At 65.9% G+C, this 13,831-nt stretch carries 14 protein-coding genes; 3 read left to right on the top strand and 11 right to left on the bottom strand.

What is annotated here, in order from left to right:
• Positions 1–126: 126 nt before the first annotated feature.
• Complete coding sequence (locus tag ACP693_RS03910; RefSeq protein ID WP_426018818.1) at positions 127–1,236, top strand: phytase; 1,110 nt, start codon at positions 127–129, stop codon at positions 1,234–1,236.
• Between the two features lie 78 nt (positions 1,237–1,314).
• Here ACP693_RS03910 and ACP693_RS03905 read toward each other — a convergent pair whose 3' ends face one another.
• The 8 genes from ACP693_RS03905 to ACP693_RS03870 all read right to left on the bottom strand — a co-directional run bounded on the left by ACP693_RS03905 (position 1,315) and on the right by ACP693_RS03870 (position 6,661).
• The gene (locus tag ACP693_RS03905) at positions 1,315–1,713 is read right to left on the bottom strand and encodes a hypothetical protein (protein ID WP_426018820.1); all 399 of its coding nucleotides are present in this window, start codon (positions 1,711–1,713) and stop codon (positions 1,315–1,317) included.
• Positions 1,713–2,405 (bottom strand): hypothetical protein, encoded by a 693-nt coding sequence (locus ACP693_RS03900; protein ID WP_426018822.1) that lies wholly within the window; start codon positions 2,403–2,405, stop codon positions 1,713–1,715. Before ACP693_RS03900 ends, ACP693_RS03905 begins: the two co-directional genes overlap by 1 nt.
• A 175-nt stretch (positions 2,406–2,580) precedes the next feature.
• Positions 2,581–3,030: a hypothetical protein gene (locus tag ACP693_RS03895; RefSeq protein ID WP_426018825.1), complete on the bottom strand. Its 450-nt coding sequence runs from the start codon at positions 3,028–3,030 to the stop codon at positions 2,581–2,583.
• A gap of 125 nt (positions 3,031–3,155) precedes the next feature.
• Positions 3,156–3,428: an HPr family phosphocarrier protein gene (locus ACP693_RS03890; RefSeq protein ID WP_017506134.1), complete on the bottom strand. Its 273-nt coding sequence runs from the start codon at positions 3,426–3,428 to the stop codon at positions 3,156–3,158.
• Positions 3,425–3,829 (bottom strand): PTS sugar transporter subunit IIA, encoded by a 405-nt coding sequence (locus ACP693_RS03885; protein WP_135193946.1) that lies wholly within the window; start codon positions 3,827–3,829, stop codon positions 3,425–3,427. Before ACP693_RS03885 ends, ACP693_RS03890 begins: the two co-directional genes overlap by 4 nt.
• Before the next feature lie 120 nt (positions 3,830–3,949).
• Positions 3,950–4,378, bottom strand: a complete 429-nt coding sequence (locus ACP693_RS03880) for an HPr kinase/phosphorylase (RefSeq protein WP_426018827.1) — start codon at positions 4,376–4,378, stop codon at positions 3,950–3,952.
• The gene (locus ACP693_RS03875) at positions 4,375–5,988 is read right to left on the bottom strand and encodes an ATP-binding protein (RefSeq protein WP_425986410.1); all 1,614 of its coding nucleotides are present in this window, start codon (positions 5,986–5,988) and stop codon (positions 4,375–4,377) included. The genes ACP693_RS03880 and ACP693_RS03875 overlap by 4 nt, the downstream gene beginning before the upstream one ends.
• Positions 5,957–6,661: a response regulator transcription factor gene (locus tag ACP693_RS03870; protein ID WP_409719397.1), complete on the bottom strand. Its 705-nt coding sequence runs from the start codon at positions 6,659–6,661 to the stop codon at positions 5,957–5,959. Before ACP693_RS03870 ends, ACP693_RS03875 begins: the two co-directional genes overlap by 32 nt.
• 230 nt (positions 6,662–6,891) lie before the next feature.
• Between ACP693_RS03870 and ACP693_RS03865 the strand changes: the two genes are divergently transcribed.
• Positions 6,892–8,610, top strand: a complete 1,719-nt coding sequence (locus ACP693_RS03865) for a hypothetical protein (RefSeq protein ID WP_426018829.1) — start codon at positions 6,892–6,894, stop codon at positions 8,608–8,610.
• 4 nt (positions 8,611–8,614) lie between these two features.
• On the opposite strand, the gene ACP693_RS03860 is transcribed toward ACP693_RS03865, so the two are convergent.
• The 3 genes from ACP693_RS03860 to ahcY form a co-directional block, all read right to left on the bottom strand.
• A complete protein-coding gene (locus ACP693_RS03860; RefSeq protein WP_426018831.1) occupies positions 8,615–8,992 on the bottom strand; it encodes a zf-TFIIB domain-containing protein in 378 nt (125 codons plus the stop codon).
• Between the two features lie 527 nt (positions 8,993–9,519).
• Complete coding sequence (locus ACP693_RS03855; RefSeq protein WP_426018834.1) at positions 9,520–10,728, bottom strand: NAD(P)/FAD-dependent oxidoreductase; 1,209 nt, start codon at positions 10,726–10,728, stop codon at positions 9,520–9,522.
• Between the two features lie 24 nt (positions 10,729–10,752).
• Entirely contained in the window at positions 10,753–12,144 is a 1,392-nt protein-coding gene (gene ahcY, locus ACP693_RS03850) for an adenosylhomocysteinase (protein WP_135193953.1), read from the bottom strand.
• Between the two features lie 188 nt (positions 12,145–12,332).
• Between ahcY and ACP693_RS03845 the strand changes: the two genes are divergently transcribed.
• A complete protein-coding gene (locus tag ACP693_RS03845; RefSeq protein WP_426018835.1) occupies positions 12,333–13,817 on the top strand; it encodes a methyl-accepting chemotaxis protein in 1,485 nt (494 codons plus the stop codon).
• The last annotated feature ends 14 nt before the right edge of the window (positions 13,818–13,831 follow it).

Raw genomic sequence — 13,831 nt, 5'->3', positions numbered from 1 at the left:
TGACACCGATCATGCGTCATCGAACCGCATTCAAACCGTCACCAGGACGCCGTTGACCTGTGGGGGTTCGGCCTTGATCTGGGCCCCGACGAAATCACGTGACGACGTCACATCCGGGAACCTGCCATGACTTCGCCGATCCGACGCGCCGCCCGTTTCACCGCCGCCGCTTCTTTCTTCGCCTTGCTCGCGGCCTGCGCCACGACGGAAGTCGATTTCCAGGGTGAGGGCGAAGGCTTCGTCGGCCCCGGCGCGTCGGTCCAGGCTGTGCTGGAAACCCCGTCGGTCGGCACGGCGGGCCAGGACGCCGCCGACGATCCTGCCGTCTGGGCCAGCGCGACGCCGGTCACGGTGATGGGCAAACAAACCCCCGGCTTCGTCGCCGGCACGGACAAGAAGTCCGGTCTCTATATCTATGGCTTCGACGGTCAGATCCTGCAGTTCCTGCCCGAGGGCCTGCTGAACAACGTCGATGTGGTCGAGGGCCTGACCATCGGCGGCCGGCCCCAGGTGGTGCTGGGCGCCAGCGACCGCACGCCCGGCAAGACCGGCATTTCGCTCTACACCTTCGACCCGGCCGGGACCGGCGAGAACGGCGTGCGCTATTGGGGCGCCGTCGCCACCGACGTGATCGAACCTTACGGCTTCTGCTTTGCGCGTCGCGGGGCCGAGGTCCAGGCCATCCTGGTCGGCCATGAGGGCGAACTGCGCCAGTTCATCCTGACGGTCGGCGCCGACGGCAAGCCTGCCGCCCGCGAGGTCCGCCGCGCCGAGATCGGCACCATCTCCGAAGGCTGCGCCGCCGACGAGGCCACCGACGCCCTCTATATCAACGAAGAGAACGTGGGCCTGTGGCGCTATGGCCTGAACCCGGCGTCGGGCGCGGCCCGCACCCTGATCCAGCCCATCGCCAAGGACATTCTGGTCGCCGACGCCGAAGGCCTGACGACCATAACCGACCCCTCGGGCCGCTACCTGATCGCCTCCAGCCAGGGCGATTCCAACTTCCCCGTCTGGCGCATCGACGGCGCGGCGCCGGAATATAAAGGCCGGTTCAAGGTCGTGGACGGCGCGGTGGACCGCATCACCGGCACGGACGGCCTCGCCGCCGCCAGCGGCCCGGTCGGCCCCTTCCCCGAGGGCCTGGTCGTGATCCAGGACGACGTCAACGACGTCGGCACCCAGAACTTCAAATACGTCGACTGGCGCGACATCCGCAGGGCGCTGGGGCTGTAGCGCCCGACGCCATCATCCTAGGCGAGGGTTCACCAAGACCGGCATCAGTTCATGCCCAGCCTAAGCGCGAAATTTATCTTACGGTCTCACAGCGACGCCTTGGGCTGCGCACTGCCGCCGCACACGGGCTTGGGCAGACTGGTTCCGCTCGTGATACCAGTTGCCTACCCGCGTCAGGTTGGGGATTCCGAGCGGTCTATCCTCAACCGTGTCCGGAGTCGTGTCGCTCGATATAAACACCATCGGCGTTTCTCCTGGCGATGTAACAAGTCCGCAAACCGTGCGCCTATCGGTCGAAAACGCAAATGCTGAAAGCTCGGCCTCAGGATAGGCAATCGCCAAATCTCTCAGACGATCCTTGAGGTGGCTTTCAATCTCGGCGTTGGTTGCTGGTCCTTGGTTGGTCGGTTGAGGACTGGCGGGCGAGGAACAAGCCGCCAATAGGCCAAAGATGGAAAATCCAATCAACTTCACCATCAGTTCCTCCAGTGGATAGTAACCGGACGCCAGCGGGTATCAGTGTAGCCAGGTCCGCGGGGCGTCTCATCGACAAAGTACCGATCCAAAGCGACACGGACCCGTTTGACGATCTCGATCACGCCGCACGCATCGGTCTTGCGGAATCCAATGAAGATCGGCCAACCTCTGTAATCAGACTGGAGTGCGCAGTTTGCGCTCCATTCGAAGCAGCCCCCCAAGGCCTCGTACGCCTCAGCGCCCTTGGGATAACCGACAACGAAGGTATCGGGCGCCGGAGGGCCGTCGGCGGGCATGTTCGCGGCGACAAGAAGGGATCGCTGCAAGGACGAAAATTCGGTCGCCGAGTATCGATCCACGTCACACGATTGGGGATCCAGCACGAGACCGTCTTCGACAGGAAATCCGAACGCGCCAAAGGAGTGGTTGAACTCGCCAATGTTCTGAGATCCGATGTTTCCGCCAACAGCCGCGCTGTACATCCGAACTCTGATCTCTTGGTCGTCGTGCGACGGGCCGTCCGTCATTGGAATCTTGATGCGCAACCGCATCCTCGGGCCGGGCGTGGCGTCGGGCAAGATCATGACGGGAGGCAGTCGCAAGCGTATTCTCTTTCCCGTGATGCGATCACCGCCTGGGATATATTCATAGAGGCTCTGCTCCACGAAACCTTGAGGCTTGGTAATCGACAAACGGGGTCGCCCCGGCTTTACGATATCTCCGGGTTTGGGGTCTCCAGCAGGGGCGTAAGACGCGGGAGTCAAAAGGCAAAGGGGCAAACACGCCCACATCAATTTGCGGCGGCTCATCAACGCCGAGTCCACTTCCAAACCGCTGCGGACATCCGCTCAGACTCGTTGCAAAGAATCACTTTGCTTGCGCCTTGCGAAGCTCAACCAGCGCAAACGCGGCTCGCGTCGCCAGAACACCCGCCAGAACACCCACTAGATTGAACGCGGAAAGAGCAGCCCAGCCATAAACCCATCTGGTGAAGGGATAGGCAAGGCCGACAATCGCCCATGCTGTCATCCCGAGAGCGACGAAGCGATTAGGGACAGAACGAAGGTAGAAGCCTCCCACCATTGCGACGGCGGACAGAACAAGGAGAAAGAGCGAGGTTGCGTTCGGGTCTCGGGTGACAAGCGTGCTGAACGGAAACCGCCACGCGTAGATGGCCGAAAAGACGTGTGTGATAGCAATGGCGTAGAAACCTGCCGCGCCTTCTTCGACACCAGAACGCGCGGCTTCCACGCTGGAAAATTTCTGAAATGGGTTGGCCTTGGCCAGCGTTTTGGCTTGGGGACTGTAAATCGCCATAGAGGAAGCATCCTCCAAAAGCGTGAGCCCCAAGTTGAAAAACTATCGGTGATTTGGAGGTGCGCCGCCCATCCCAAAACAGATGATCGGAATGTCGCTGTCAGACCCGAGGGTAACGGCGACTGTCACTGATCCTCGTCGAACTTCCGCGCGACGAGGTCGGTCAGGGCTTCCATGGCCTCCTCGGCGTCCGGCCCTTCGGCGGAGACGTCGATGCTGCAGCCGATGCCGGCGCCCAGCATCAGCAGGCCCATGATCGAGCGGGCGTCCACCGTCACGCCGTCGCGGGTGACGTGGATCTCGCTTTCGAAGCTGGAGGCCAGTTTGACGAACTTGGCCGAGGCGCGGGCGTGCAGACCGCGCGTGTTGCAGATGTTCAGGGTCGCGGTGACGGTCATTTTTCGCCTGCGAGCACCCAGGACGCGACGGAGATGTATTTGCGGCCGGCGTCCTGCGCATGGGCCACACAGGATTCCAGCGTCTCGCGGCCGCGCACGCTGGCCAGTTTGATCAGCATGGGCAGGTTCAGTCCGGCGATCACCTCGGCGTGGGTCTGTTCCATCACCGAAATCGCCAGGTTCGAGGGCGTGCCGCCGAACATGTCGGTCAGCAGGATGACGCCATCGCCGTCGTCCACGGCCGCCGCCGCGTCCACGATGTCGCGACGCCGACGCTCCATGTCGTCTTCCGGCCCGATGCAGATGGCCGCGACGCCGCGCTGCGGGCCGACCACATGCTCCATGGCGGAGAGAAATTCGGACGCCAGCCCGCCGTGGGTGACGATCACCAGACCGATCATGAGGACTTCACTCGCATCCCGCCCCGAACCGTCCCAGGCATTCCCCCGCCCGGCAAGGGAGGCCGGACGCCGCCCTCTTTGGACCGCAAGGGGCGTGTCATAGACCCGTCTTTCGGGGTTTCAAAGCGTCTCCAACGCGACTGCGACCACATCGACGGCCGAGGCCGGTCTGGGGTCCAGCGCCAAGAGGGGCAGGTCCACCCCCGCGAAACGCCGTGTCTGCGGCTCTGGAAGGCGTTCGACGGCCTCCGGCACGCAGGCGACGGCCAGCACCACTCGGGCCATGGGGCGTGTCGCGGCGGACACGATTCCGACCCCGCGAACCTCGATTCGACCCGCGATAGAGGCCGGCGCTGAGGCATGAACCGCCCCGCCAGACGTCCAGACCTGGGTGTAGTCGTCGCTGATCAACCGCCAGCCGCGCCCGATCAACCGCAGGGCCAGATCGCTCTTTCCCACGCCCGACGGCCCAAGGATCATCACCCCCTGCCACGCGCCGCGCCTGCGAACGGCGACCGTCGTGGCGTGGACGGGCGGCTCCATCGTCATGCCCTGCGGCCGACCGCCGGGAAGACGATCTCGAACCGGGCGCCGCCCTCGGGACGGTTCTCGGCATGGACGCGACCGCCATGCGCCTCGGCGATCTGACGCACGATCGACAGGCCCAGGCCCGAGTTCGACCCGAACGCCGCCCCCTTGGGCCGCGAGGTGTAGAAACGCTCGAACACCGTCTCCAGGTTCTCGGCCGGAATGCCCGGTCCCTGGTCCTCGACGCGCACGCGGATCGGCAGGTCGTCGGTCGTCTCTTCCAGCGTCACCTTGACCACCCCGCCGGCCGGGCTGAACGAGCGGGCGTTGTCGATCAGGTTGCGGAACACCTGCCCCAGCGGCCCGTCCCGCCCCATGACCCGCAGCGCCTGCTCGGGCGCCGTGAAGGTCACCGGTATGTCGCCGGGCTTGGCGGTCGTCTCATAGATGCCGACGATGTCGGCCAGCAGCCGGTTCACGTCCACCGGGCGTGGCCGATCCCGCGACAGTTCCGCATCCAGCCGCGACGCATTCGAAATGTCGGTGATCAGCCGATCCAGCCGCCGCACGTCCTGTTGCAGCAGGGCCGTCAGCTTCTCGCGGTGCGCATCCGTCTTGACCAGCGGCAGGGTCTCCAGCGCCGAACGGATCGAGGTCAGGGGGTTCTTGATCTCATGCGACACGTCGGCGGCGAACCGCTCGATGGCGTCCATCCGCGTCGACAGGGTGTCGGTCATGGATTCCAGCGACCGGGCCAGGTCGCCGATCTCGTCCTTGCGATCCTCCAGATCGGGCAGGGAGATGGCGCGCGCGCGTTGCAGTTTCACCTGATCCGCCGCCGCCGACAGCCGCATGATGGGCCGCGCCACGAACAGATGCAGCAGCAACGATCCCAGCAGATTGACGCCCAGCGCCACCAGGGCGAACGGGAACAGGGCCTGCCGCTGGGCGCCCAGGATTTCGTCCACGTCCCCGGATTCGACGGTCAGCACGCCCAGCACCTGACGGACATGGCGCACGGGAATGGAGACGGAGACGACCCGGTCGCCGGATTCGTTGCGGCGAAGCGTCGACTGGGACGAGCCATCCAGCGCCGCCGCCACCTCGGCCGCCAGTTCGCTGTCGGCGCGGGCGACCCGGCGCTCGGACAGCAGATTGGCCTTGGCGGCGTCCTCGGTTGTCGAACCCGCCGGCCGCGCGTCGGGCAGGGGCCGGCCGCCGATCGCTTCCGTCACCTGATAGCTGTCGACCAGCAACAGGCCGTTGACATCATATAGCCGCACCCGCTGGCCCGCGGGGATGAACCGGTCGGTCAGCCAGATTGACGCGCGGATGGGGTCCAGTTCGGGCGTCGGCTCGCCGCGAGTCACGCCTTCTTCGCGCAGCACATTGGCCAGCAACTCGGCCTGCACCGTCAGCGATTCCTGACGCGCCTCGATCAGGCCCGGACGCCATTCGTTGATCGCCAGCGCCCCGCCAAACAGGATCAGCAGGCTGAGCAGGTTCAGCACCAGGATGAAGCCGCCCAGCCGCGATCCGCCGAAGCGGAGCAACGGCCGGCGCACAGGCTCCTCGTCGGGCTCTCGCCCGCCCGGAAGATCAGCTCTCGCGGTAGCGGTAGCCGACGCCATACAGGGTCTCGATCGCGTCGAACTCATTGTCCACGGCGCGGAACTTCTTGCGCATCCGCTTCACGTGGCTGTCGATGGTGCGGTCGTCGACATAGACCTGGTCGTCGTAGGCGGCGTCCATCAGGTTGTCGCGGCTCTTCACGAAGCCGGGGCGCTGGGCCAGGGCCTGAAGCAGCAGGAATTCGGTGACGGTCAGCTTGACCGGCTTGCCGTCCCAGGTCGATTCGTGACGGGCGGGGTCCATCGACAGCTTGCCGCGCTTGATCGCGCGCCCCGAGACCTCGGCCGCCGTCTCCGGCTCGCCGCCGTCGGCGCCCGTGCGGCGCAGCAGGGCCTTGACCCGCTCGATCAGCAGACGCTGGCTGAACGGTTTGTGGATGTAGTCGTCGGCGCCCAGGTTGAAGCCGAGGATTTCGTCGATCTCCTCGTCCTTGGACGTCAGCATGATGACCGGAATCTGCGAGGTCTGGCGCAGGCGACGCAGCACCTCCATCCCGTCCATGCGCGGCATCTTCACGTCCAGGATCGCCAGATCGGGCGGCGAGGATTCCAGCGCGGCCAAGCCCGATGCGCCGTCGTGATAGGCGGTGATCTTGTGGCCATGGCTTTCCAGCGCCAGCGACACGGACGCCACGATGTTCTCGTCGTCATCGATCAGGGTGATGTTGGCCAAGTCTGTCTTCTCCTGAACTTGCGTTCTCGCGAACGACAACGCGCAACAAGCGTAACCGTTCGATCGCGGTCACATTAGGGCTGGAGCCCGGCGGGCAGAAGGGAATTCGATCCACAATCTCCAACAGCGCGCGAACGCCCAAGATGGTTCGTCGCCCCGCCCATTTCAACGCGGCGCCGAATTCGCCTCTGCAAACCTCGCCTTAAAGCCTTGCCCGCCAAGGTGGGGCCATGGCCGGTCCGATCCACTACGAAGTCTATGTCCGCAAGAGCGCCCCGTCGTTCTGGACCCTGCTGATCGCGACCGAAGACCGCAAACACGCCATCGAGACCGCCGAAGACCAGTTGAACGACCGCCTCGCCGTCGCCTCGCGCGTCACCAAGGAGACGCTGGACCCCGACACGATGGAGTTCAGTTCTCTGACGATCCTGACGCTGGGCGCGCCGGAAGAGAAAAAGAAGAAGGTCGCCGACCCGGCGATCCGCCCGGCCTGCAGCGGCCCGGCCGATTTCTATTCCCCCCACGCCCGCGCCCTGATCGGTCGGGTGCTGGAGGACTGGCTGAAGCGCGAGGGCGTCACCCCCTTCGAACTGCTGCACCGTCCCGACGTCGCTGAACGGCTCGAAGCCTCGGGCGTCGAGCTTCAGCACGCGATCCAGAAGGTGTCCGTTCCTGAAAGCCAGGCCACGGGCCAGGACGTCCACTCCGTCGTCCGCCACTATCAAAAGCTGGTCGATCAGGCGATGGCCCGCCTGCGCAAGGCCGGGCGCGACGGACTCTTCCCGGAGCTGCAGGATCGCTCGATCGCCGACCTGGCGCACCGCCTGGCCGGGGCCTCGACTCGCGCCTTCAGCATGGGCGGCGTCATCGCCGACGCGATCAAGGATCGACGCGGCGCGCGCGAACGGCTGGGCTTGCTGATGGACCTGATGGATGGAGCGCCGATCGACGGGCCGCCGCGCGCCCTGGTGGTCGTCGCGGTCGAACAGATCGTCGCCGAAATGCTGGAGGTGCGATCCAACCTGACCGAAATCCTCGGCCCTTCGCTGGATCAGGGCGCGAATCTCGCGGCCATCGTGCGAATGGTGGCGCCGTCCGAGATGGACAGCCTTCTGCGCATGGACCCGCGCCTGGCCCTGATGATGCCCGATGTCGAAGGCCCGGCCGCACGCCTGGGCCTGCACCTGGCCGCCGGCGAGTTTCCGCTTTTAGCCGCGTCTCTGGCCCGGCTGGTCACGCGCGAACTCACCAGCCAGCGTCGTCTTCGCCCCCAGGATCCGGTCGGAGAGATCGACATCCTGCGCCTGCTGGCCATGGCCCTGACGGCTTCGGCCGGTCGTCTGCTGACTTTGGAAGAGGTCCAGGCGGCGTTCGTTGAACGTTCCAAGAGCTTGGTCACGGCGGACTTCGTCGGCGCCTACGTCAATCCCTGCCCCACTGTCCTAGCCGAGGCGGAGCAACTGACCCGACTGTGCGAGAACGTCACCGGCGGGGCCAACAAGCGCGCGGCCGCTCGTTGGCTCGGGGCCTGCATCGGCTCCCTACGGTTCGAAAAGGAGATGCGCCAGTCGCTTCCGGGCGGCCCCAGCGCGTCGCAGAAGCTGGCGATCCTGGCCCGGTTGCAGCGCTCGGTTCAGGCGGCGCACCTGGGTGAACACGACGAGAGCCAGATCGCACAGGCGCTCGGCGTGATCGGGGGCAATCTGGAAGCCGACGCCAAACTGGTGGCCCATATCGTTCGCGCTCAGGCCCCCGCGCCCCAAAAACTGACGGCCCTGCTCAAACTCGCCACGGGAGAAGCCGGCCCATTGGGTCCGGCGGCCGACCGCGCCCGGTCGGAAGCGATCAAACTGCTGCGCGCGCCGGACATCCGCACAGCTCTGTCGTCCGCACCCGAAAGCGTAGCCTCCCTCAAGGGCCTGATGCAGGCGGCAGGTCTCGCCGCCTGACGGTTCAGTCGAAGATGTCGAAGATGCTGTCGCGCTTCTTTTTCTTGTAGCGATAGTCGTCGTCGCGATGGCGTTCATCGCGGTATTTGTCGCTCTTGTAGCCCCGATCGTCGCGGTAGGGCTGCGGCGCGGCGCCGCCCCAGGGCTGAGGCGGGGCCTGCATGTGCGGCTGGGGCTGAATCGGCGGCGGGGCGTAGGCCTGCGCGGGCGCGGCCGGCGGCGCAGAGGCGCTGCCTTCCTCTACGGCGGCGGCCATCAGTTTTTCCAGCTCGCCGCGGTCCAGCCAGACGCCCCGACAGTCGGGGCACATGTCGAACTGGACGCCGTTGCGCTCCAGCGTCTGCATGGCGGCATTGTCGTTGGGGCACATCAGAAGAGGCATTTCGGGCTCCGGTCGAAGGATTCAGGATCGGGCGGTCGATACGACGGGCCAGGAGGGGAGAAAGCCCCATCGCATCGACGCACCCGTGCGGTCCGACATCGCGTCGTACAGCCCGGCGCAAGGAAGGGGGAACGCCAGACCGCAACAACGCCAGAGGGGCCCGTTCCGCGCCTTCAAGCTAGGCGCCGCCCTGCCCCGCCGCCATGCGTCGCGGGGCCGCAGGCGTCGCATTTCGCGGCGCACCGGCCCCAGCCGGCATGGTTTCGGTGATGAGGCGTCGCGTTTACAGCGACTTGAAACTAAGCAGCGGCAATCGACCATACACGCCAGCGACAGGAGCTATGATCCCCTTCGGTCTTTGACATCGCCATTGGAACGGACGGGGACATAAAGGACTGTTCTCGTTTCGCGTTGAAACCGTCTGAATTTTTTCGAACGAAAAACCGTTTGGAAACAGATCCATGGCCTCGAAAGTGCACACTGTGCACTCTGTTTTTGTCACGGCCAGAGTCTGAAAAACTGTCCGCCTAGCAGACCTGCCCGGCCGCCCAGCCCGACGACCAAGCCCACTGGAAATTATAGCCTCCCAGCCAACCGGTCACGTCCACCGCCTCGCCGATGAAATACAGGCCGGGAACGGCCTTGGCCTGCATCGTCTGCTGATCCAGCGCCGCCGTATCGATCCCGCCCAAGGTGACCTCGGCGGTGCGATATCCCTCCGACCCGACCGGCTTGACGGCCCAGGCATTCACGGCCTGGTCCAGCCGCCTCAGCACCTTGTCCGACAGGTCCGCCAGATTGCCCGACGCGCCCTCGCGCACGCACAGGCTTTCGGCCAGGCGACGCGGCACGATATGGCCCAGCGCCGTATGCACGGCCTGACGCCCGTTCGTCGCCTTGGCAGCCTTCAACTCCTCGAACACGTCGCGGCCCGGCGCCATGCTGGCCACCACGGCCTCGCCCTCGCGCCAGTAGGAGCTGATCTGCAGAATGGCCGGGCCGGACAGGCCCCGGTGGGTGAACAGCATGGCCTCGTTGAAGCTGGCCTTGCGCGCCTTGGCCCCTTCGGGCGCCGAGGCGACCGAGGCGTCCACCGCCACCCCCGCCAGCGGAACCAGCGTCTCCAGCAGCCCAGCCTCGAACGTCAGCGGCACCAAGGCCGGCCGTGTCTCGGTGACGCGAATGTCGAACTGGCGTGCGACCTCATAGGCCCAGCCGGTCGCGCCCATCTTGGGGATCGACTTGCCGCCCGTCGCCACGACCAGGGACGCCGCCGCGACCTGTGACCCGTCCGACAGGGTCGCCGACCAGCCGTCGCCCGAGCGCGCGATCCGCTCCACCCCGGTCTTCATGTTCAGGGCTGCGCCGGCCGCCGCCATGTCGTCCGTCAGCATACGGACGATCTGCTTGGCGCTGTCGTCGCAGAACAGTTGGCCCAGCGTCTTTTCGTGCCAGGCGATCCCGGCCTTGTCGATGCGCTTGATGAAGTCGTGCTGGGTGTAGCGGCGCAAGGCCGAGGTCGCGAACCGGGGGTTCTCGCCCAGGAAGTTCGCCGGCCCGCAGCCCAGATTGGTGAAGTTGCAACGCCCGCCGCCCGAGATACGAATCTTCTCGCCCGGCCGGTCGGCATGATCGACGACCAGCACCCGGCGCCCCCGCCGTCCGGCCTCGATCGCGGCCATCATCCCGGCCGCGCCCGCCCCCACGACGAGGACGTCGAACGACGCCCTCGTCATGACAGGCCCCTCGTTTCGAGGGTCTTAGTAACGATAGTGATCCGTCTTGAACGGACCTTCGACCGGCACATTGATGTATTCGGCCTGGTCCTTGGTCAGAACGGTCAGCTTGGCGCCCAGCTTGGCCAGGTGCAGCATGGCGACCTTCTCGTCCAGGTGCTTGGGCAGGGTATAGACCTTGTTGTCGTAGGCCTTGGCGTTGGTCCACAGCTCGATCTGGGCCAGGGTCTGGTTGGTGAAGGACGCCGACATCACGAAGGACGGGTGGCCCGTGGCATTGCCCAGGTTCACCAGACGGCCTTCCGACAGCAGGATGATCTTCTTGCCGTCCGGGAACTCGACGTGGTGGACCTGCGGCTTGATCTCGTCCCACTTGAAGTTCTTCAGGCCGGCGACTTGGATCTCCGAGTCGAAGTGACCGATGTTGCAGACGATGGCGTTGTTCTTCATCTGCCGCATGTGGTCGACGGTGATGACGTCCTTGTTGCCGGTCGTCGTCACATAGATGTCGGCGCGGCCGGCGGTATCGTCCAGCGTCTGGACCTCATAGCCCTCCATCGCGGCCTGCAGGGCGCAGATCGGGTCGATCTCGGTCACGATCACGCGGGCGCCGCCCTGGCGCAGCGAAGCGGCCGAACCCTTGCCCACATCGCCGTAACCGCAGACCACGGCGACCTTGCCCGACAGCATGACGTCGGTGCCGCGACGGATGGCGTCGACCAGCGATTCACGGCAGCCGTACAGGTTGTCGAACTTGGACTTGGTGACGCTGTCGTTGACGTTGATGGCGGGGAAGGGCAGCTCGCCCTTTTCGGCCATCTGATACAGGCGGTGAACGCCCGTGGTCGTCTCTTCCGACACGCCGCCGATGGCGTCGCGGATGGCCGAGTAGAAGCCGGGCTTCTCGGCGATGTAGCGCTTCATGACCTTGAAGAGGGCTTCCTCTTCTTCGTTCTGAGGGTTGGCCAGGACCGAGATGTCCTTCTCGGCCTTGGGGCCGAGCACGGTCAGCAGGGTCGCGTCGCCGCCGTCGTCCAGGATCAGGTTCGGATAGCCGCCGTCAGCCCATTCGAAGATCTTGTGGGCGTAGTCCCAGTATTCTTCCAGCGTCTCGCCCTTGGTGGCGAAGACCGGCGTGCCGGCCGCGGCGATGGCGGCGGCGGCGTGGTCCTGGGTCGAGAAGATGTTGCACGAGGCCCAGCGCACTTCGGCGCCCAGGGCTTCCAGCGTCTGGATCAGGACCGCCGTCTGGATGGTCATGTGCAGGCTGCCGGCGATGCGGGCGCCCTTCAGGATCTGCTGCTCGCCGAACTCCTCGCGCAGAGCCATCAGGCCCGGCATTTCGGTTTCGGCGATCTCGATTTCCTTGTTGCCCCAGTCGGCCAGGGTGATGTCGCGAACGATGTAGTCGGTCATGTCAGGGCTCCGAGCCGCAGGAAGGTTTGGGGCCTCTTAGCCCGGTGAGCGCCAGTTATCAACAAACACATAAAGATATCCTTATGCGATCTGGATACGCGATGACGTTAATGTCTCGAAAACCCACACCAACTATGTGGACAATACCGTGACGGGGGCGTCCGGCAATCAGTAAGAGGTTTGCGTGCATGTCAGAGACGTCGATCCAGCAGCGAACGGCCTTCGCCGGCCTGTCCGGCCCGTCGTCCGCCTACAAGGCGATCCAGGGCGCCATTCGCCGCGCCGTGCCTGCCGCCCTCGACGCCTTCTACGACCGCATCCGCGCCACGCCCGAGACCCGGCGCTTCTTCCGTGACGAGACCCATATCGGCCGCGCCAAGTCCGCCCAGGTGGGCCACTGGGATGCGATCGTGGAAGGACGCGCAGACGCCGACTATGCTCGCGCAGTCACCGTCATCGGCCAGACCCACGCCCGGATCGGCCTGGAGCCGCGCTGGTATATCGGGGGCTACGGCGTGCTGCTGGCCGAGTTGATGAAGGCGGTGGCGACGCGGCCCCGCAAACGGTTCGCCGGCGCCGCCCACGACCGCGAAACCGGCGAGGGCCTTGCCGAACTGACCCAACGCGCCCTGCTGGACATGGACCTGGCCATCTCGATCTATCTGGACGCGCTCCAGCAAGAGCGGGACAACGCCGCCGCCGCCAAGGCCGAGGCCGATGCCCGTCAGGCCGAGGTCGTGGCGGCCCTGGGACAGGCCCTGAAGACACTGGCGAGCGGCGACCTCAGCATCGCCATCCAGTCCGAATTTCCCCAAGAGTATCGCACGCTGAAGGACGACTTCAACAGCGCCGCCGCCAGCCTGCGGAACGCCTTCGGCGCCGTCGCCGAGAGCGCCGAGGCGGTGCGGACCGGCTCGGACGAACTGGCCAGCGCGTCGGACGACCTGGCCAACCGCACCGAACGCCAGGCCGCCGGGCTGGAGCGCACCGCAGCCACCACCGAAGAGATCGCCGCCGGGGTCGAACAGACCGCCAAGGGCGCGCAGAACACCGCCCAGGCCGTCGCCGCCGTGCGCCGCGACGTTGAGAACGGCGGCGAGGTCGTCGGCGAAACGACCCAGGCCATGACCGCTATCCAGGAGTCGTCGGTCGAGATCGCCCGCTTCACCTCCCTGATCGACGAAATCGCCTTCCAGACCAACCTGCTGGCCCTGAACGCGGGGGTCGAGGCGGCCCGTGCAGGCGAGGCCGGTCGCGGCTTCGCCGTCGTCGCCTCCGAAGTCCGTGCCCTGGCCCAGCGCTCCGCTGAAGCCTCCGGCGAGATCCGCACCCTGATCGCCACCTCGGCCGCCCAGGTCGCGCGGGGCGTGGACCTGGTCGAACGCGCAGGCCAGGCGCTGGACCGGATCGGCGAACGGGTCGCGGCGGTGGACGACCTCGCCGGCGACATGGCCTCGGCCTCGCGACATCAGGCCGATCGACTGTCCGAGGTTCGCCAGGCCCTGGTCCAGCTGGACGAGATCACCCAGCAGAACGCCGCCATGACCGAACAGGCCACCGCCGCCAGCCGCCAACTGGCCGGAGAAGCCGAGACCCTGGCGCGTCAGATCGCGGGATTCCGGTTCGAGGGCTCGACGTCTGACGCCCGCTCCCCGCACCGCCGCGCGGCGTGAGGGTTTCTTAAGCC

The organism is Brevundimonas sp. TWP1-3 (assembly GCF_049896085.1).
Classification (GTDB): Bacteria; Pseudomonadota; Alphaproteobacteria; order Caulobacterales; family Caulobacteraceae; genus Brevundimonas.
Note: the sequence above shows the minus strand (reverse complement) of the source record. Positions and strands in the feature narration are given on the sequence as shown.